The organism is Paraperibacillus marinus, from assembly GCF_046237605.1.
GTDB classification, from domain to species: Bacteria; Bacillota; Bacilli; order Bacillales; family DSM-1321; genus Paraperibacillus; species Paraperibacillus marinus.
Genome location: NZ_CP143542.1, coordinates 1,968,945 through 1,987,682, shown reverse-complemented (window position 1 = coordinate 1,987,682; position 18,738 = coordinate 1,968,945). Strand labels below are relative to the sequence as shown.

Sequence of the window (18,738 nt, the reverse complement as noted above, 5' to 3'; positions counted from 1 at the left end):
GTTCATAGCGGAAACCCTCTATAAAAAACTATGGCACTGCTATTGCCATGTCTTAGAGGGATGTGGCTTTTATTTTTGCACCCTTTTGACAGACCATATAATAGGAGGCACTTAATCATGGCAGGAAGACAAAAAGACGAGCTTCAGGATATTACGCTGCTCGGCAATCAGGGTACAAAATATCTGTTCGAATATTCACCAGAAATACTGGAATCCTTTGATAATAAACATCCATACCGCGACTACTTCGTTAAATTCAACTGTCCGGAATTCACAAGTCTCTGCCCGATCACCGGACAGCCGGATTTCGCGACTATATACATCAGCTATATCCCCGACAAAAAAATGGTGGAAAGCAAGGCTCTAAAGCTGTATTTGTTCAGTTTCAGGAATCACGGAGATTTCCACGAAGACTGCATGAATATCATCATGAATGATCTGATCAAGCTGATGGATCCCAGATATATTGAAGTCTGGGGCAAATTCACCCCGCGCGGCGGCATTTCTATCGATCCATATACGAACTATGGAAAACCTGGAACAAAATATGAGGAAATGGCCCATCACAGGCTTATGAATCATGATTTGTATCCGGAAAAGGTGGATAACAGGTAATATATCGTCATACAAAGCTGAAATTGCTGCTATGATTCCCTATGAGTCAATCACTATATCTCAACTTTGGCATAGTACTCGTCCTTTTGACGGGTTATCCGTGCCGAAAAACGTGTACAAAAAAAAGAGGGCTGATTACGCCCTCTCCCCCTTATCTATTCGTAATCCCTGCAAGCTCTGTTTGCAGTTTCCCTTTATGATATACCTTTATCAAGCCAATGTTCGGTGCATAATAAGCTGTAACCCCTGATTGGTCTTTAGTCTCCAGGCAGTTTGAAAATGTGCCGGCAGCCGTTTTGACGGTTTTATTTGTTGCAGAGACCCACCTGTACTCGCCTTCACCTATCAGCCATTTTTTGTTGATTTTGACAGGATACTGAATGGAAGTATGGAATTCAGAATAAAGCTTCCCTGTATGGAGTCCTTTGGAGTCTTCTTTCCGGATGAATCCTTTTTCATTATTCATGGTCCAGACATCCCATGCTCCGCTTTTGCCTGTATAGTATTCGGTGTAATAAGTTCCACTTTTCTTATATACATATACTTTGTTCTTATCCTGAAGATATGTAAGTTTGAAAGATAAATATTTTGTAGAAACATAGGCCTTCTTGGATTTATAACGGATCTCAGACCAGCCCGACTTGGTCTGTGAGTAAACGGTCAGCTTTGTCCCGTTCTTATAGTAGCCTAAAACTTTGCCATGGGTACTTGGCGCTGATCTGACATTCAATGAACCTGAGCCGACATTGACATAAGCTGTTTTAGCAGTGGCAGCCTCTGTTGATTGAAAGGGAATCAGGACAGAGAACAGGAACACGAGAAATACGGTGAGTTTGGCAAGACGTTTCATAGTTTCCCCCTAGCATTTAATAACTATATTTTACCATATGTCTTGCAGTGGGTTCTTCACTATTTTATGACAAAAACCGACTAACACTCCACTCGATTTAGTAAACAAATGAACAAAGTAAAGCCCCTGTCATGTGACAGAGGCTTAAGGGTATCTAGGTGTCCTAATAGCTTTTCCAAACATCCTTCTCATTATTCATTCGTATCAGCCATCTTTAACCTGCATCAGTTCAAGGTGGAATTCACCTGATGCGCCTGCATTGTATAAATTGGTGAATGATGTCCAGTAATTACAGATGGTTCCCCTGAATTCCAGCTTCTGTTCAGGGACTGAGACATCAAACTCCTGTTTGTATAGAAGTGTCGTGATATCATGATATTCCTCATGAGTCACTGTAAATTCAAAAGTGATTTTTAAACGCCCCGAATCCTGTTCCTCCTGCTGGTAGTTGTACACCTGAATCTCTTTTTCATTAAGTCGTACCTTCGTTTCCAACATGCCGCCTCCTCTAGTAGGGATATCTTCTTATTTTCCCTTTCTTACGCGCTTTTACCCATCATTAAATTTGTACTATAAATACTACTAATAGAGGCTGCATTAGCAGCCTCTATTAGTATATTCCAGCATATAAAAATCAGCATACGTGTTGTTTAGCAAATATACACCTGTCTTCTCTAAAGAACAAATATCCTAAGAGGAAATAGACGCCTTTATGACAATGATCCAGTTTAATTTAGGCAGTTTACAATAGTCCTGCGTATTTTATTCAACTTTTAAGGTTTAGGAATATTTAACGCTGTCTCTGTTGTTTGGGCATCCACTGCAAGTTGTTCATTTACATTCCGAGGATGATAATATCCGCTGTTTATCATGTAATCGCTGACTTTACCGTGCAGATCAATGGCATCATTTAACTGTTGATGAAGGGCTTCACGAACTTCTGGAGTCGCAGCCTCTGTAATGGCAAAAGCACAGTTTTTAATTCCTGATTTGGCAGAGATCAGCAAATCAGATGCGATCACCTGGTCAGTTATATCTCCCATGCCCATTAGGTTTTGAACGATTTGATTCATTGTAATTGACCTCCGTTTTGGGAAAGTAAATTCTGAAGCTGCTGTACAGCCTGTTTTGATTGAGTAACGTCTTGGTCAAGAATCGCTTTTAAGGCAGGATCCTGTACAAGAGCACTAATGGAAGCAGACTTTGTTAAACAGGTATTTTTAAAAGTCAGTAATTCGTGCATTTCCAGAGTTTCATGAATCCCTAAATTTTCTTGCATATTATCTCCTCCTTGATTAATGATCTAGTTTATAATCTCTCGGCTGTTTTCTTTTTATGCAAAAACCTCTATTTTACTCTCCCTCCCACAAACTTCCTCAAATATTTTTTCAGTAAAAATAGACATTAATTAAAGAGGATTACGCTAAGTCACTTGAAAGGAGAAATGAAAATGCCAAACGGAAGAGGAACACATGGCTATGCCAATGTAGAAAATTTTGATCCCAACAGGGAAGTAAAAGAAAGACCCAGTAAGAATGACTTTAAAAACAACACAAATCCCAAGAATAAATGATATTAAATTTTCGTAAACAAAGGAGCCTCAACAAGATGAAAGTTACCTGTTGAGGCTTTTTTTATAAAAAGTGGTTTTTTTAAGTATAGACAAAAAAATGTAGGAAAAGATAGCTTTATTAAATATGGAGGTGAACCTTTTTGGATTCAGGAAATTTAGCAAATCACGAAACGCTGGAGCTGCATGAAATGCTCAACTTTAAGAGCACATGCGTTGTTAAGTCCAAAATGATGTCAGGGGTAGTTTTTGACCAGGATCTTAAAGCATTAATGGAAAAAGATGTGCAGCAATCCATGCAGGCATTGGAGTCATTGCAGGAACTGTATAAAGTGCCAAACCCGGTGAATGAGGTGAATTACAATGATCAATGATTATATGGAAATCGAAAATGCCGAGGGAATGCCCGAGCTTGCTGACGCTTCTTTAGCGATGGAATTCCTGTTAACGATAAAAACAGGCGTGCGCAATGCAGCAAATGCATTGGCGGAAACGGCTACACCTGAACTAAGAGAGGCGTTTAGATCCCAAATGGAAGAAGGCCTTGCCCTGCACGAGGAATTGTCCAATTTCATGATGAAAAAAGGCTGGCTGCATCCATACAACATGCAGGATCAATACAAGATGGATCTTAAGTCTGTAAAGGGAGCTTTAATGATAGGCGGCATGGATCTGTTTCCTGGGGATACCTCTCGTCTTGGAATGATGGCCCAAATAGATAGTGATGAATAATAGGGAGGATGAAAAGAAATGAAAGCTGTTACCTTTCAAGGAATTAAGGATGTCAGGGTAAAAGAAGTCCCGGATCCGAAGATTGAGAAAAAAGACGATATTATTGTGAAAATTACTACCTCAGCGATTTGCGGCTCGGATCTCCATTTAATACATGGAATGATTCCGAATTTTCCAGAGGATTATATTATCGGTCATGAGCCAATGGGGATTGTCGAAGAAGTAGGACCGGATGTGACCAAAGTAAAAAAAGGCGATCGCGTAATCATCCCATTCAATGTGGCCTGTGGAGAATGTTTCTACTGTCAGAATCATTTGGAGAGCCAATGCGATAATTCAAATGATAATGGTGATATGGGAGGATTCTTTGGCTACTCGGACTTGACGGGCGGCTATCCTGGGGGTCAGGCTGAGTTTCTTAGGGTGCCTTATGCGAATTTTACTCCTTTTAAAATCCCGGAAAATTGTGAAGTGGCAGATGAACAATTAGTGCTGCTTGCTGACGCTGCTTCTACGGCCTTTTGGTCAGTGGATAACGCAGGTGTAAAATCCGGTGACACTGTCGTAATTCTTGGCTGCGGCCCGGTTGGACTTCTTGCGCAAAAATGGGCCTGGTTCAAGGGGGCAAAAAGAGTCATTGCAGTTGATTATATCAACTATCGCCTAGAGCACGCCAAAAGGACGAACAAGGTTGAAATCGTAAACTTCGAACAGCATGAAAATACAGGTGAATACTTAAAGGAAATAACAAAGGGCGGAGCCGATGTTGTCATTGATGCCGTAGGCATGGACGGAAAAATGACACCGATGGAATATCTCGGTTCAGGCTTGAAGCTTCAGGGCGGTACGATGAGTGCACTGGTGATTGCAAGCCAGGCGGTCAGAAAAGGCGGCACGATCCAGGTTACAGGTGTTTATGGCGGCCGTTATAATGCATTCCCCCTCGGAGACATCTTCGAGCGCAATGTGAATTTAAGAACAGGTCAAGCTCCTGTTATTCATTATATGCCATTTATTTATGATCTTGTTTCCCAGGGGAAAGTCGATATCGGTGATGTGGTCACACATGTTCTTCCGCTTGATCAGGCAGAAAAAGGCTATGAATATTTTGATACCAGAACAGATAATTGCATTAAGGTTATTCTGAAGCCATAAGGAAAAATACGGGTATTCATTCCTCATATTACTGAGCTAAAGGCGATCATAAAAGTAAGAGCCGGACAGCCAACTACGTTAATAAATGTCTCACCTACCCAGCTTGTGGAGAAAGGCACCAGTTTTTCTTCCACAAGCTTTTTATTTGGACTTATTCCTACAGACCTATCTTTATATCGTTCTTCAGTAGTGCACATTGAAGTGCCCTTTGTGCCCAACCGACATTGGTATAAATCATAAAATTTTTACAAATACTACAGCAATGAAATGAACTAAAGGTGTGAAGATGATATGGCAAACCAACAGAAAATAGTCAGCACCTTAAAGGAGCAGCTTGGCAATAGCAGCGATTTTAAAATACAGGATATTGATTCTTTCCGCAAAAAAATTATCCTCATCTACTTAGAAAGCTTAATTGACTACAAAAAGATAAATAAAGACCTCATTGAACCTTTGCTTTTATGTGAAAAAGAGGATAAATATTTATTGCATCTGCTCTCCCTCCCCCCCTGCAGGCAGCTTAAAACCGGAGACAATTTATTATCACTGCTTATGAAGGGCGATATCTTGATCATCACTACGGATTCTGTTTTTTCGTATGATGCAAAGATATCCATAAATAATCAGCCTGAGGATTCAGCTGTTGAAATGGCGGTTCTCGGTCCCCAAAAGGCGTTATGCGAGAACTTAAAAACTAATATTAATTTAGTAAGAAACCGTTACCCTTCTGAAAATTTAATCATGGAACAGCAGACTGTCGGAACAATGTCTAAAACACAAATTGGTCTTATGTATGATAAAAAGCTGGTAGATCATGATGTTCTAGGTGATGTAAAGAAGCGCCTGCCGGAAATTAAGATGGATATGATTCAGGCGATCGGCCAGCTTGAGAACGCCATGACCAAGAAAAAGCACCATTTGTTTCCGATTATGATGATTACGGAACGGCCGGACCGGGTTGCGTTAAATCTTTCACAGGGAAAAGTTATCATTCTCATGCATGGAACTCCTTTTGCCCTTATTGTCCCTGCTGTTTTTTTCGATTTTATGTCCTCGATGGATGATACTTCACACACATTTTGGACCAGCAGACTCATGATTGCAATTAGATATATTGGTCTTCTCATTACCCTTGTTCTGCCAGCCTTGTATATAGCTGTTACTTCATATAATCCTGAAGTACTCAGGTCTCAGCTGGCTGCTACTATTGCTGGAAGCCGTGCAGGAGTTCCATATCCCGCTTTTTTTGAAGTAGCATTCATGATGCTGGCTGTAGAGATGCTGGTTGAATCCAGTATAAGGCTGCCTAAAGCGATTGGACCGACAGCAACTACAGTTGGCGGGCTCATACTCGGGCAGGCGGCGCAGCAGGCTCAGCTAGTCAGTTCCATCATGATTATCATTACTGCATTTGTCGCCATTTCTAATTTTACGATACCTGTTAATCCAATGAGCTTTTCCATTAGGGTGGCTCGCTATCCCTTGATTCTTCTCGCAAGTTTCTTTGGGATAATGGGTGTGGTAGCAGGAGTTATTCTGCTACTATGTTATCTTACTGACAAAAGAAGCTTTGGCACCCCTTTCTTGAGATTATATTGGGGTTCCTCGAGGAGGATTGAGAAAATATCTGAAAATCCGAAGGGGGAGAAAGGGTAATTGGCGCGTTATTTTTATATGATTGTTTTTTTGAATATGTTCGTGCACATCATTTTTAATGTTCCGCTGATTTTAATTCAAAACCGCTTCAATGGCGCAGTTACATCAATGGCTTTAAGTATTTTGATCGGGACCATTTTGTCCTATGTATTTATAAAGGCAATAAGCAAATATCCCTATAACGGCCTGCCGGAAATATTCATGGACCTGCTGCCTGCGTATATTAGGATTCCCTTTTTACTTTTTTTATCGTTAATGTGGATCGCTGCTGGGAGTCTGGCTATTGGTTCGTTTGCCTATTTAGTTAAGCTCTATTTAAATCCCGAGATGGATTTGAAATTCATTTTAGGATTTCTTGTTCTTTTGCTCATATACGGATCTACCCGCGAGACAGAATCTATCATTTATAAGACAGGATTTACCGTCCTAATAGCGTCACCATTCATTGCTTATATTATTTATAAAGCGATGACGAGTAATTATTTTTACCCAGTACATATAAAAAGAGTTCTTCAATACAGCTGGGAGATGCCTAACTACAGCTCTGTCGCCGCTGCCAGTTATATATTTACCGGATATATTAACCTTGTCATTATAAACAGACATATTCAAGCCAGTAGAATACTTAAATACTTCTGGATTATTCCTGCCTTAGGAACAATAATCCTGGTTTTTACATATTTAATTCCATTTGGATTTTTAGGAATCCAATCAATTGGTGATTTTGTATTCCCTTGGATGGTAACTGTGGATACATTAAGAATGGAGTATGGTTTTATTGAACGGACAAGCTTTCTTTTAGTTATGATTTTTATGGTCTTGTCGATTCTATTTGGGATCATTACATGGAATGTGGGATTGGAGCTTATGAAAGGAGCTTTCAGAATAGAAGATAGAAAAACAGGGAAGCGGCTTTTTACACTGGTCTTTCTGGGGATTGTAGGATTTCTGACTGTCTATTTTCAGGTAACCGTCAATCAAAGAACTTATTTCGAGGCTACAAAAATGTGGTTTAACCTGCGGCTCCCTGTGGAGATTCTTCTAGTATTGGCGCTTTCTTTACTTCCCTTAAGGAGGAAACAAGCATGAACATGAAAGCAGTACTCGTTTGTACTTTGACTTTACTAGTAGGTTTGTTATCAGGCTGTGCATATAAGGACATTGACAAACGTTTTTTTGTGACGTCCATGGGCGTGGATTACTCAAAAAACCCACAAAAACCGTTTCATGTTTCTTTGAAATTAGCGATTCCATCCCCCCAGGTTCAGCCAGGCAAAACTAACTTTCAGGTCATTTCTGAAAACGCAGATACCATCGCTGAAGCGGTACGGGTCCTGAAATCCAAGGTTGATAAGGATTTTGATTTTGGCCACTGCAGAGTCCTGGTTTTTAGCAGGGAGATTATGCGAAAACACCAGGCTGAGGTGTTGAACTGGTTCATGCGTCGAAGGGATATTCAGGGAATAGCCTATATGGCACTGGGCGATCCAACTGCGGAAAAGGTGATAAAAGTGAAAGCCAAATCGGAACGGCTCCCCTCAAATGCTATCATTCTGTCCTTTGATGAAACGTCCAATGACTCTCCGTACATCATACCTGAAATACTTAATGACTTTTATATGCGGCTTAGAGAAGAAGGAATAGATCCATATCTGCCTGTAATTCAGCCTTTAAAAGATACTTACGTCATCAATAAGGTAGTTTTATTTAAAGGCTCCAGACTAAGCAAGGAATTAAACCGAGATGAAACAAGGATTTTGAATGAGCTTCTTAACACTGACAGAAGAGGACAGATCAATGTTAAACAGGGAGAAAATGAATTTTTTGTAAGTGTAGAAAGTTTTAAGACGAAGACAACAGTCGTTACTCCGAATAAGAAAAAGCCATATGTAAACGTTCATATTAGCATCGATGGATATATAGAATCCTCCGACAAGAAGATATACCATAACTATGAGCTGCTGGAGGACCAAAGGCTGGCATCTGAGGTAATAAGTAAACGAGTAAAAAGCACATTGGAAACCATACAAAAAACAGGATCTGACCCTTTGGGCTTTGGCCTTAAGTACCAAGCAAAGCTCGGAGTATCAGATGACAAAGTTAAAAAATGGAATAAACTATACCCGCATATTCAATTTAAAGTAAAAACAGAGCTTAAGCTTCGAGGAACTGGAATCATGTATTAAACAGTCCTCCAGCTAACTCCTGCCGCTTCTCAATCTCAGCTTTAGTCATCCTGGAAGTATTTCCATTAAAAACATGTAATTGAAGTGGTTTGGGATTCCTTCCCACTGTCTTCACCCCCCAAATCACCCCATTTTACTTAATAATCCGGTGTTTGTTCACGGAAAACTGCCCGCTGGAATACTTCTTTTAGTTTTTTTGAAAAGAAAGGTTGGGTATTAAAAAAACACACTCTACTTGAGTGTGCTAAAAATTAAAGTTTTTAACTTTATTCCAAGTTGGATTATACTTTCCTACCATCAATCCCTCTAACACTGATGTAACTTTTGCTGCATTCTCACTTTGCCCAACCAGCAATAAATCAATTTGCAGCTGATGTCTATGTTCATACATCTTTTGTCCTGATCCATGCGTTCTTGCACTGTTACTTTCTCGTGTGTAATCTGATAACCTCTTTCTAAATCCACCATTATTCCATTCAATGGCACGTCCAATATATACAATTTCACTTCCAAGTCTAGCTCTATACAAGCCTACATACTTGTTGTATGGAGTAAGGTCGATATTACTTAATATTCCTATACTTCTCCATTGTGTGTCCCACTCATTTATAGATTTCCCACCGATCTTCCGGCCACTTTGAGAACTATTTTGGTAAATCTTCTTTTGCGACTGTGCCATAGCTTCTGAAGCTGCGTTTAATGCTAGTTTACCAGCACCCTTAAGGATGTTCCCAAACAAACTCATACAAATACCACCTTATTATTATGTCAACATAATAATAACATATAATCCTACTTTTGGTATATATTTCTTTCCTTTTGGTTTTCAAGTTATGGCACTTGTGACACAACACCTGGAGATGATCATCTTGCAGCCTTAGTTTCCAATCACCCTTTAATGGTATCTTAGGACCCACTACATCACCTCCAACAAACCGGTTATCCTTCAAGCAATACTTACATAATCGATACTGTTTATAATAGATATATTCCCTCATGTCTCTGCAGGCTTTACTCATATAGAATGAAGTACTCCTTGGATCTCTTTGCCTATGGTCATACTTCTTATAGTTGCCACCCTATCTCTTACCCTAACCTCAGTATGCTGCTCACAGTGCGCAGTATCAGAAAGATTAGGACAACGTGGATTACATGGTTTCTTACTTTTAGTAGCCATTAACCATCACACCCATGGAAGATCATCAACAAACCGGGCCTTCACATCCTCCTGGCTTTCTAATTCCGTAAGCCCTGCTACAATATGCTCTAATCCCTCACGAATAATATCCAACTTAGTTAGAAATGTAGGTATATTTATATCCACCTTTACCGTTAACTCGCTAACTGGTTTCATTCAATCACTCTCTCTTATTTAAATTTCGGCAAAATAAAAAAGCACCCTCGAAAGGATGCCTTATTTAGAGATATGGAATGTTAAATGCATTTTGTCTTGTAATTGAATTGCCTATTTTTTATCCAATGTAATCACATGACTGGCTCTACCTGCCATAGCAGCATCGATAAACATTTGATCGTTAACATCCAATGCCCTTAATCTATTACGTCTATTCTTATAGTAGTTTGTATTTACTGATTTACCATTTTGAAAAAGAGTGGTAATTTCCATCAATATTTCATGTGTTTCTTCGTCATCCATTTGTAAATCACTACATTGCTTCTTAAGAATGTAAAATAGTTCTCCAATCGTTTCCTGAGAAAATAACAACCTAGCATCTATTGAATCAAAATTAGACAGCAATGTTTCACTTGCATTCTCTTCAGAATTAAAAATTCCTTCTACAAACATGTTTGTATCTATTACTAATTTATCTCTCATTAGAATCTTTTTTCATGGCTTCCAATACATCACTGTAAGTGACTTGTTGCTTTTTCATTTGAGCTTGAACTTTTCTCCGAATGCTTTGAAACGCTGCAGAAGATGATCTTTTTGTTCTTGCCTCTGTTATCGCCATGTTGTTCTCCTCCTTGTTTTTCATGTACTCACCACCTTGTAATTGTGAGTACCATTCTATGAATCTACTACCCTTATTAAACCACTAATAAGACACTTTGGAAGAAATTAACTAATAAATTTCCCCTTATTCAAGTTAAATGCTTTATGAAATAAGGAACTTTACCCACACATACAAACCAAATAATGATGCTGCTGTCCCAAATGTATTTGACAAACTCTTGGGGAATTTAATCATCCTAGTTTCCATGTAAACAACTGCATAAAAAATTACCATAATGATAGCTAAATAGACTAGTTCTAAAGCCAAACCATCAATAGTTGATATTACATCAAAAGGATCAGCATTACCTAAAATAAAGCTCATTCCAAAAGCCTTCATTTTTAAGCAATTTTTTACCAAAAATTAGAGGTTTGTTGGGGATATTTTTCCCTTATTCAAGTGAAATTCCTAAAAAGTTTAGTGTACTAATACAGGATGTCCTTAAAATAAAAAACAGCCCTATAATGGGCTGCCTTCTCTAATCTTAACTTATTCTATAACGTTTTATTTCATCGTAAATGACTCTCTTTATAATTTCAGGCATATCTTTATCAGATTTATTATTTTCAACAAAGGCTGAGGAAATTGCTTTTTTGATTGAAACTCCATTTTCCTCAAAGATTTTTTCTAATTCTTCATTGCTAATACTTAAAGACAATTTAATCACCCCGTACCTAAAGAATACTTGATAAGTATGAAGATACCATTAATTTGGAGTTAATTTTGAATTAAAAAAATGAAAAGCCCTCGAAGTAAAAAGATACACCTATTGGGAGTACGACTATGCAGGAGAAATAAACAAACCTAGATTTGCAATAGTTATAAACAATGATGCGTTAGATCAAAAAGTAAGGGATTATATCGGGAGATACCTATAAGCTGGGAAGTAGCGAAGAGATTAAAGCAATTAATAGATGAAACACAACTCTTCCTCAAAATCATCTCTCACCTGAGTAATATTTTCCTTAGGATTATATAAGATGATTCCTTCATTAGTTAGAAAACGGAATATGGTTAATATAACTACGTATTGTTTCTGCTTTTATTACTTCTTTATATTGGATTTCATTTCCTAACATTCAGACAAATATCGAACAGTGGCATAATAGCCATTTAGAGTTCCAGGTCGAATCCCGGCTTCCTCTTTTGCTTGAACAAAAATTTCAAGGGATTCATTAATTGTATATCGGTCATTAAGAATCTTTCGGACAACTTCAGTCTTTGGGACTTTAGTTTTTTGTCCCCTTTCAGCAATATACTTTCTTGCCATGGTAAGATACTCTCCTAAAATGGTGCTGGCTGTCACACATTCAAACCATTAAAGTCCTACATACACACAAAAAAAGCCACTTATGTATGACTCTCCCGATACTTAAAAAGGGTTTAATCACATAACATGGCTCTTCAAATTCTAGCGTTCCAGGAGAGATTCGAACTCCCGACCTACAGCTTAGGAGGCTGTCGCTCTATCCTGCTGAGCTACTGGAACATGTTTTGTTTTGTCAGCTTTTTTATTATATTAAAATATTACGGGTACGTCAATAAAAAAGTTGGAAAATAGGGGAAGCCCCCAAAATAAGTTGGTTTATCAACGGGAAATGAGGGACTGTCTCCCCTGTGTGTTGTTTTTTAGGTAGGTCCAGAGCTGGGGCGCGGGCAGGCTGAGCTGCCATAGTGTAGTTCCGAGGAGCCTGTTTGCGTCGATGAGCCTGATTTTTTCGATGTAGCTGCGGATGTCTTCAAACCAGACGATATGCCGGGTTGAGCCGCTTTGGTAGGTATAGAATGGCGATTGTGCCGCTATGTCCCACTTGATGGAACTGCCCTTTGCTATGGCCTGGTTCTGCGCTGCCAGGACAGAGAGGGCTTTGGTTTCGTTATTCTGGCCGCTTTTATCGTATCCGTAGAGAGCCATCGCTATCATCATTTTTTGGGGAGGAATCTGTGTAAGGGAATATCTGATTACCTCAGCTGTCCACCAATACGGCGAAATGGGGTCTGGCGGTCCTCCCGGATAGCCGTAGTCAATCGTCATAACGGCTGTGATATCCGCGATCCGTCCTATTGTTTCATAATCATAGGCACCAACAATCGGGTTCTGGGGCATATCCTGCACTTTGGCATGGACATTCACCTGCAAGATCATATTCCCAAGCTCTGCTTTCAGTTCGCGCAGAAAATCATTAAAATCGTTCCGGTTCCCGGGAGGAATGAATTCAATATCGATGCTGACTCCCCCATATCCCCTCTGCCGCGCCATATTGGCCAGGCTCAGCACCAGATTCCTCCGGTATTGTCTGTTCCCGAAAACACGTCCGGCAAGCGGCGCATCAAACTTATCAGCCCTGTAGTTCCTGACCATAAGAAGCGGGATGATTCCAAGTTCCCTGCTTCTCCCCACCACTTCCTCATCCTTCAGGTCTGCATAAGCATACCCTTCATCTGTAAAAGAAAAGGCTGTAACCGCAATATAAGTTAACCCATCGCCTATTTCATTCAGGATGGGCAGGATGCTTTCCGGACTGGATGGCACCACGAAACCAAGAATCTGCAGCGGCATCTTTACATCGGAAGGGATGCTGATAACCTGGCCAGGCCTTAACTGGTAGGGATTTATACCCGGATTCACCATCATGATGGACATCACGGTGGTTTGGTATAAGGCCGCTATATTATACAGCGTATCCCCAGCCTTTATCTGATAAGCCCTAATGAAGTCCCTGCCTGGAATATAAAGTGAGAGTCCGGGCATGAGCTTATCCGATCTAAGTCCGTTTGTATTCGTAAGAATGGAAATCGGAATGCTGTATCGCTGGGATATCGCCCATAATGAATCTCCCTTTTTCACAACATGAACAGCCATGGAATCAACACCTTTACATTCTCGTTATAACATCATATGGCAGAAAATGCGGCTTTATGTGTCATGAATGAAGGCTGCCCATGTCCTGCAGCCTTTTGCAATTTATCCAGAAGGCATCAATCTTCGAACTGCTCTCCCTGTCCGCCAAGCAGGCCGACGAAATGAGAAAGAATCCGCGCAGTCAGTCCCCAGATGACCTTCCGTTCATAAATATAAAAATATTCATCGAGCTGCCTTGGCCTCCATTGGTAATTCTCACCGCCCACCAATAATTCCATTGGAAAGCCTTCTTCAGGCTCTGCCCTGAAATTGACGCGGTGTATCCTTGGAGGCGTGTTCATCAGAAAAGAAAGGGGGACCGTGAAGAACTCACCCACTTCAGCGGGGTTCGCCACGATGTCCTCCGGCGCAGAGATAAAGCCCGCAAAAGGATAGACCATCATGCCATAAGGGGATATTAAATAATCCAGTGGATAAACATCCTGAATGGCTTCTCTTTTTAACCCCAGCTCTTCCATTGTTTCACGGATGGCAGCTTCCTGTTCATCGGTATCCCCTTTGTCAATCCTGCCTCCCGGAAAGCATATTTCCCCTGGCTGCCTTCTGAGTTCCAGGGAACGGACCTCAAACAGGACATGAATTCCATCCTCTTTTTTGACAAGAGGAATCAATACGGAGAATTTTGAAAATGTCTCACTCCCAAGCACTTTGGGTGTATGCTCTTCGAGAACGCTCACTATTTTTTTTAAATCCATAAACTCACCTCAGCCGCTCACATCATTTATTCTATACATTATAACACTTTTATCCGTAATACTTTTACCCAAGCTGCCCGGGTATTTAATCATCCCCGCCAAAAGCCGTATATTTTCACGAACTTTTGGAATGCTAAGCCTGCAACTATTTTTTTAAAGGAGTGAAGAACATGAAAAAAGGCACGCTAATCTTATCTTCTTTACTTGTCCTTTCAAGTCTTGCAGGCTGCGGCAATAATGATAATGACAACGCTTCGCCTAACATCAGGAACAATGGCGGAACAAAAATCAGGACCAATATGAATGACGATCATCACCTGCGGACTGAAAATAAAATTGAAGGTAAAGTAGAAGATCTTGATTATGTCGATGAGGCACACGTAATTGTATCAAAAAATAATGCATATGTGGCAGTTAGGAAGCATGACCGCGATGGAGTTAACAACAATATGACCGGAAACAGGGATGGAGCGGTCATCGACAACAATATCGGGACAGACGGCATGGGAACTTATGGCGGTACTGGTACAGGGAACAGAATAGATGACAATGATGGGGTCCTGAATGGCCGCGATAATGAGAATGATGATCGTGGCAATGACGGAGCAAGAACTTACAGCAAAGTGGATTCCAAGCGAGAGCAGGAAATCGCCGACCGGGTCCGCGCAGCCGATAAGAGCATACACAAAGTTTATGTAAGTTTTGATGAAGATGTTTATGGACGTTTTGGAGACTTTGACAACAATATCTTAGACGGAAACAATAACAATGATGACGGTTTGTTCGATAATTTTAATACGTATGTAAGAAGCGTATTCAACCGCTGATTATTGTTTCATACACAAAATACCATTTCATTCCAAATTAGGGTGTCCCGTTTATTTCGATACCAAAAGGGTATTTTTAAATATGCAGTAAAACAACCCTAAGGAGGATGACAACTATGGATCGTAAAAAAATGATGATGAGTACTTTAGCGCTTGGAGCAGCTTATTTAATGAGAAATAAAGATTCACGCCAGAAAGTCATGAACCAGCTCCAAACAATGGGAATGTCCAAGAAAAAATAGCCACAAGCTCCACAAAGCCGGGCCTGCTTCACGCAGGCCCGGCTTATATTTATACTAAAATTTTTTTGCCGTACAAGTTATATGACCATACACACTTCCCCAGTCCAGAATACATTAGTGTTAGAGACTGGAAAGGAGGTAACAAAATGGCATTTTGGCTAAACAACCGCCGCCGCCCTCAGGGTGATGATCAATTCAATGGATTTGCTTACAGTGATGGAGGGGATTCCACCAGTAAATCCAATTCAGACTCGGATGTTGACGCAGATGTGGAAAATGATGTACACAACCGCTCCAATTCGGATTCCCAAGTGGACAACGATGTATCTACCAAGAATGAAAGCGATAATGACAATGATAATGACAACGAGCTAAAAAACCATAACCGCAGCAATTCGACTGCCAACTCTAAGGTTTCCGACAGCGGTAACGCAAAAATTGACTTCTGCATCGATATTAACGTGGATTCTGACTCACAATCCCGAGTTCGTTCCCGGTCCGAGTCTGATTCGGATTCTGATCAAAACCAGGACCAAAATCAGGATTCAGAAGGTTGATCATTTTCTTCTCGCGAGATAAGCAGGCTTATCTCGCTTTACTTTTTCCCGGCTTATTGATGCAAAGCGGGAAAGGTGAAGGTAAATAAAGTACCTGAATTCACTGCGCTCTCAACCTGAATGGTGCCATTCATCGCCTTGACGATGCCAAAGACAACCATCATGCCGAGCCCGGTTCCCTGGGAACCCTTCGTTGAATAGTAGGGCTGGCCAAGTTTTTGAAGCTGATCCTTCGTCATCCCAATTCCTGTATCCTTCACTTCTATGATGATGTGATAGTGGCCATAGTGGGTGGAGATTGTCAGCTGTCCGCCGCCTGGCATGGATTCGATCGAATTTTTGACAACGTTCAGGAAGCATTGATGAAACTTCTGACGGTCCCCCCTGATGCTGCCTGCCAGAGAGAAATTGGTGGTAATCTGCACAGAATGCTGATTGGCAATAGGCCGGAGGATATTCACAACCTGAATAAGCTCTTTCCTGACATTGAGTTCCTCAATATAATCAAGGGACGGCTTGGAAAAGGTCAAATAATCCTGAATGACCCGTTCAGCTGATTGCAGTTCTTCACCAACAATGGAAAGGTATTCCTCCCTCTTCTTTGAAGGAAGGGATTGGTCTTTCAGGAGCTGGACAAAACCGATAGCTGCTGTAAGCGGATTGCGGATTTCATGAGAGATGGCAGCTCCCATCTGCTCTACTGCTTCAAGCTTTTCAGACTTGACAAGCTGCTGATACATAAGGATATTCCTGCCTACAAATTCAATAAAGTAGGAATAAATGGCAATGCCGAGCGGCGGGATGATCAAATAGGCAAACCATGCATCAAACCGGCCGGACTCAGGACGGACCACTTCCATACCAATTGCTGTAGGGATGCTGATACAGATGGTGATCAGGACCGAAACACAGATTTTTTTCTTTGGGCTGATTTTCTTGAAAGCCGGATGCACTCTCCAAAGTATGTAAGCGAGCGGTGCATATAGGATGATATTAGCCAGGAAACCCTCATCAATTCCAAATAGTCCCCTGGTAAGGATACATATTGCACACATAAGGGGACCAGTTCCCAAATATAAGCCGGCTATCAAAACCGGGATCGCTCTCAAGTCGAACTGCAGGGAGTTTCCGGCAGGATAGGACACACTGAAGCAAATCCATAAAGCCGCTACCAGAATAATAGAATAGCTTGTGGCAGATATGGCAGAATCCCGCTTCCTTTCAAGCCACACCAGGGCAAAAAAGGCAAAGACCATCAATAAAGACAGATTGAAGAATAAATGTATGGTAATCTCCATTTCATCCACCATCCAAATGAACTCATATAATTTTTACCTTATTTTACTATAACTCCGCTGAGCGGGACAGTCCCTATTTCCCGGTTATTTCCAGGGCCGGTTCTAGTAATTCTTCCAGCACCAGGTTTTCTCGTATTGCCCAGCTGCTGTCAGGGAAGGATTCCAGAAAGGCGGAGTTTTCTCTGATCGCTTCTTGAATCGGGAGCCAAATTGGATGGTATCCGAGTGCTGCCTCATAATCATCCAAGTTTAGCGGGAGGACGGATTCTTCTGATAATTGACAGGAATAGTAATGGGAGATCATCTGAAAGACCGCATTTTCTTCATGTACATCCGGATGATTCTCAACCACAATCCCCAGCTTTTCTGTTATCCCGCTTATTACATATCCCGTTTCCTCAGCCACCTCACGTCTGATGGCTACTTCAAATGATTCACCATCTTCCACTCCACCGCCAGGAAATTTATGATCCCCCTTGTCTGATTTAACCATCAGAATCTGTTCTTCCCTTAAGATGACTGCCCTGACTGCCACACGCTGATTTATTTTAATCGCTCTGTCTTCTTGCACCATCATGCCAATTTTTCTTTCAAACTGCATGTTCACCCAACTCTCATTTATCTTTCCATTAATAGTAGCATGATTTTCATTGTAAACGAAAAAAAGAGTGCAATTCCAGTGGATTCGCACTCTTTCACTTCAAACTTGTTAATGGCATTCATTATATTGCTTAATAAAGAAGCCATCCGGCTTTGACCATTCTGCATAATAGACGTCCTTAATGTCCTTGATTCCTTCTTCACTGATTTCGTGGATCAGCCATTCTTTGTCCTTTTCTATCTGTTTAAGATTCCCTTCATGAATATGGCCTTCATTGACAAGAAGGACGGAAGGTTCTTCCACGACTGGTGTTTCCGGATATTTCAGCACAGAGATATCTCCGCTGTTTTCCAGGAAGATATAATTGACTTCCTTTAGTGAAAAAATGCCTTTCTGCCGAAGCATGCCCCTCAGCTCCTCAAGCTCGAGGCTTGCTTTCTCCAGCTCATGGATGCTGACATTCCCATTTCGGATAAGCACCTGGCTTGAGCCCTTCAGCGGAGCACGCAGCTTATCAAACTTCTGCGTGAGTTTTTCCACTGAATAAATCAAAGCTCCCCATACAGCTACTGAAAATAACATCTGGGGAATCGTATGGTCGGTATGATAGATGGTTTCTTCTACCATCCCGCCTAGTATTAAGGCATAAACAAAATCGAAAGGAGTCACCTGTGACATCCTCTTTTTTCCTACCAGCCTGGTTACAACAACAAGGGCTGCCAGGCCTGCGACAAGTTTTAAAACAATGGATAGATAAAGCAACGAAAAGCCTCCCTGCATATTTTGCCTGCTTCTCTATTTCCCCGTCCACTCTTC

General features: G+C 40.9%; 27 protein-coding genes and 1 tRNA gene. 11 read left to right on the top strand and 17 right to left on the bottom strand.

Annotated elements, in window-relative coordinates; translation table 11 throughout:
- Nucleotides 1-117 precede the first annotated feature (117 nt).
- Nucleotides 118-615, top strand: a complete 498-nt coding sequence (gene queF, locus V1498_RS10165; protein WP_409293330.1) for a preQ(1) synthase — start codon at nt 118-120, stop codon at nt 613-615.
- Nucleotides 616-766: 151 nt separating this feature from the next.
- Here queF and V1498_RS10160 read toward each other — a convergent pair whose 3' ends face one another.
- From V1498_RS10160 to V1498_RS10145, 4 genes are all read right to left on the bottom strand, one after another.
- A complete protein-coding gene (locus tag V1498_RS10160) occupies nt 767-1,465 on the bottom strand; it encodes an SH3 domain-containing protein (protein ID WP_409298738.1) in 699 nt (232 codons plus the stop codon).
- A gap of 204 nt (nt 1,466-1,669) precedes the next feature.
- On the bottom strand, nt 1,670-1,960 hold the full coding sequence (locus V1498_RS10155; protein WP_409298736.1) for a DUF3219 family protein: 291 nt from the start codon (nt 1,958-1,960) through the stop codon (nt 1,670-1,672).
- A 278-nt stretch (nt 1,961-2,238) separates the two neighbouring features.
- A complete protein-coding gene (locus V1498_RS10150) occupies nt 2,239-2,538 on the bottom strand; it encodes a spore coat protein (protein WP_409298734.1) in 300 nt (99 codons plus the stop codon).
- Entirely contained in the window at nt 2,535-2,744 is a 210-nt protein-coding gene (locus V1498_RS10145) for a hypothetical protein (RefSeq protein WP_409298732.1), read from the bottom strand. The genes V1498_RS10150 and V1498_RS10145 overlap by 4 nt, the downstream gene beginning before the upstream one ends.
- A gap of 171 nt (nt 2,745-2,915) precedes the next feature.
- Between V1498_RS10145 and V1498_RS10140 the strand changes: the two genes are divergently transcribed.
- From V1498_RS10140 to V1498_RS10110, 7 genes are all read left to right on the top strand, one after another.
- The gene (locus V1498_RS10140; protein WP_409298730.1) at nt 2,916-3,038 is read left to right on the top strand and encodes a hypothetical protein; all 123 of its coding nucleotides are present in this window, start codon (nt 2,916-2,918) and stop codon (nt 3,036-3,038) included.
- A gap of 140 nt (nt 3,039-3,178) precedes the next feature.
- The gene (locus V1498_RS10135) at nt 3,179-3,409 is read left to right on the top strand and encodes a spore coat protein (protein ID WP_409298728.1); all 231 of its coding nucleotides are present in this window, start codon (nt 3,179-3,181) and stop codon (nt 3,407-3,409) included.
- A complete protein-coding gene (locus V1498_RS10130; protein ID WP_409298727.1) occupies nt 3,399-3,767 on the top strand; it encodes a spore coat protein in 369 nt (122 codons plus the stop codon). Before V1498_RS10135 ends, V1498_RS10130 begins: the two co-directional genes overlap by 11 nt.
- Before the next feature lie 18 nt (nt 3,768-3,785).
- Nucleotides 3,786-4,922 carry a zinc-dependent alcohol dehydrogenase gene (locus V1498_RS10125; RefSeq protein WP_409298725.1) on the top strand — a complete coding sequence of 379 codons (1,137 nt, stop codon included), beginning with the start codon at nt 3,786-3,788 and terminating at the stop codon, nt 4,920-4,922.
- 291 nt (nt 4,923-5,213) lie between these two features.
- The gene (locus tag V1498_RS10120) at nt 5,214-6,578 is read left to right on the top strand and encodes a spore germination protein (protein ID WP_409298723.1); all 1,365 of its coding nucleotides are present in this window, start codon (nt 5,214-5,216) and stop codon (nt 6,576-6,578) included.
- Nucleotides 6,579-7,667: a GerAB/ArcD/ProY family transporter gene (locus V1498_RS10115; RefSeq protein ID WP_409298722.1), complete on the top strand. Its 1,089-nt coding sequence runs from the start codon at nt 6,579-6,581 to the stop codon at nt 7,665-7,667.
- Complete coding sequence (locus V1498_RS10110) at nt 7,664-8,764, top strand: Ger(x)C family spore germination protein (RefSeq protein ID WP_409298720.1); 1,101 nt, start codon at nt 7,664-7,666, stop codon at nt 8,762-8,764. The genes V1498_RS10115 and V1498_RS10110 overlap by 4 nt, the downstream gene beginning before the upstream one ends.
- 244 nt (nt 8,765-9,008) lie before the next feature.
- Here V1498_RS10110 and V1498_RS10105 read toward each other — a convergent pair whose 3' ends face one another.
- The 10 genes from V1498_RS10105 to V1498_RS10060 all read right to left on the bottom strand — a co-directional run bounded on the left by V1498_RS10105 (nt 9,009) and on the right by V1498_RS10060 (nt 14,397).
- Nucleotides 9,009-9,509 (bottom strand): hypothetical protein, encoded by a 501-nt coding sequence (locus V1498_RS10105; RefSeq protein ID WP_409298719.1) that lies wholly within the window; start codon nt 9,507-9,509, stop codon nt 9,009-9,011.
- A gap of 438 nt (nt 9,510-9,947) precedes the next feature.
- Complete coding sequence (locus V1498_RS10100) at nt 9,948-10,118, bottom strand: hypothetical protein (RefSeq protein WP_409298717.1); 171 nt, start codon at nt 10,116-10,118, stop codon at nt 9,948-9,950.
- Between the two features lie 111 nt (nt 10,119-10,229).
- Complete coding sequence (locus V1498_RS10095) at nt 10,230-10,601, bottom strand: putative toxin-antitoxin system toxin component, PIN family (RefSeq protein ID WP_409298715.1); 372 nt, start codon at nt 10,599-10,601, stop codon at nt 10,230-10,232.
- Entirely contained in the window at nt 10,591-10,737 is a 147-nt protein-coding gene (locus tag V1498_RS10090) for a hypothetical protein (RefSeq protein ID WP_409298713.1), read from the bottom strand. Before V1498_RS10090 ends, V1498_RS10095 begins: the two co-directional genes overlap by 11 nt.
- Nucleotides 10,738-10,881: 144 nt before the next feature.
- On the bottom strand, nt 10,882-11,103 hold the full coding sequence (locus V1498_RS10085; RefSeq protein ID WP_409298712.1) for a hypothetical protein: 222 nt from the start codon (nt 11,101-11,103) through the stop codon (nt 10,882-10,884).
- A gap of 160 nt (nt 11,104-11,263) precedes the next feature.
- On the bottom strand, nt 11,264-11,437 hold the full coding sequence (locus V1498_RS10080) for a hypothetical protein (protein WP_409298710.1): 174 nt from the start codon (nt 11,435-11,437) through the stop codon (nt 11,264-11,266).
- A 414-nt stretch (nt 11,438-11,851) separates the two neighbouring features.
- Nucleotides 11,852-12,049 (bottom strand): hypothetical protein, encoded by a 198-nt coding sequence (locus V1498_RS10075; protein WP_409298708.1) that lies wholly within the window; start codon nt 12,047-12,049, stop codon nt 11,852-11,854.
- A gap of 145 nt (nt 12,050-12,194) precedes the next feature.
- Nucleotides 12,195-12,268, bottom strand: a tRNA-Arg gene (locus V1498_RS10070).
- 99 nt (nt 12,269-12,367) lie between these two features.
- A complete protein-coding gene (locus tag V1498_RS10065; protein WP_409298706.1) occupies nt 12,368-13,642 on the bottom strand; it encodes a LysM peptidoglycan-binding domain-containing protein in 1,275 nt (424 codons plus the stop codon).
- Nucleotides 13,643-13,758: 116 nt separating this feature from the next.
- Complete coding sequence (locus tag V1498_RS10060; protein WP_409298704.1) at nt 13,759-14,397, bottom strand: NUDIX hydrolase; 639 nt, start codon at nt 14,395-14,397, stop codon at nt 13,759-13,761.
- Between the two features lie 170 nt (nt 14,398-14,567).
- Here V1498_RS10060 and V1498_RS10055 point away from each other — a divergent pair, with 170 nt between their 5' ends.
- From V1498_RS10055 to V1498_RS10045, 3 genes are all read left to right on the top strand, one after another.
- Complete coding sequence (locus V1498_RS10055; RefSeq protein ID WP_409298702.1) at nt 14,568-15,224, top strand: YhcN/YlaJ family sporulation lipoprotein; 657 nt, start codon at nt 14,568-14,570, stop codon at nt 15,222-15,224.
- Nucleotides 15,225-15,340: 116 nt separating this feature from the next.
- Nucleotides 15,341-15,466, top strand: coding sequence for a hypothetical protein (locus V1498_RS10050; RefSeq protein WP_409298701.1), 126 nt, complete (start codon nt 15,341-15,343; stop codon nt 15,464-15,466).
- Nucleotides 15,467-15,612: 146 nt separating this feature from the next.
- Nucleotides 15,613-16,023, top strand: coding sequence for a hypothetical protein (locus V1498_RS10045; protein WP_409298699.1), 411 nt, complete (start codon nt 15,613-15,615; stop codon nt 16,021-16,023).
- Between the two features lie 53 nt (nt 16,024-16,076).
- On the opposite strand, the gene V1498_RS10040 is transcribed toward V1498_RS10045, so the two are convergent.
- The 3 genes from V1498_RS10040 to V1498_RS10030 all read right to left on the bottom strand — a co-directional run bounded on the left by V1498_RS10040 (nt 16,077) and on the right by V1498_RS10030 (nt 18,684).
- Entirely contained in the window at nt 16,077-17,333 is a 1,257-nt protein-coding gene (locus V1498_RS10040; RefSeq protein WP_409298697.1) for an ATP-binding protein, read from the bottom strand.
- Between the two features lie 61 nt (nt 17,334-17,394).
- The gene (locus V1498_RS10035) at nt 17,395-17,922 is read right to left on the bottom strand and encodes an NUDIX hydrolase (RefSeq protein WP_409298695.1); all 528 of its coding nucleotides are present in this window, start codon (nt 17,920-17,922) and stop codon (nt 17,395-17,397) included.
- A 108-nt stretch (nt 17,923-18,030) separates the two neighbouring features.
- Entirely contained in the window at nt 18,031-18,684 is a 654-nt protein-coding gene (locus V1498_RS10030; protein WP_409298694.1) for a DUF421 domain-containing protein, read from the bottom strand.
- Nucleotides 18,685-18,738: the final 54 nt, after the last annotated feature.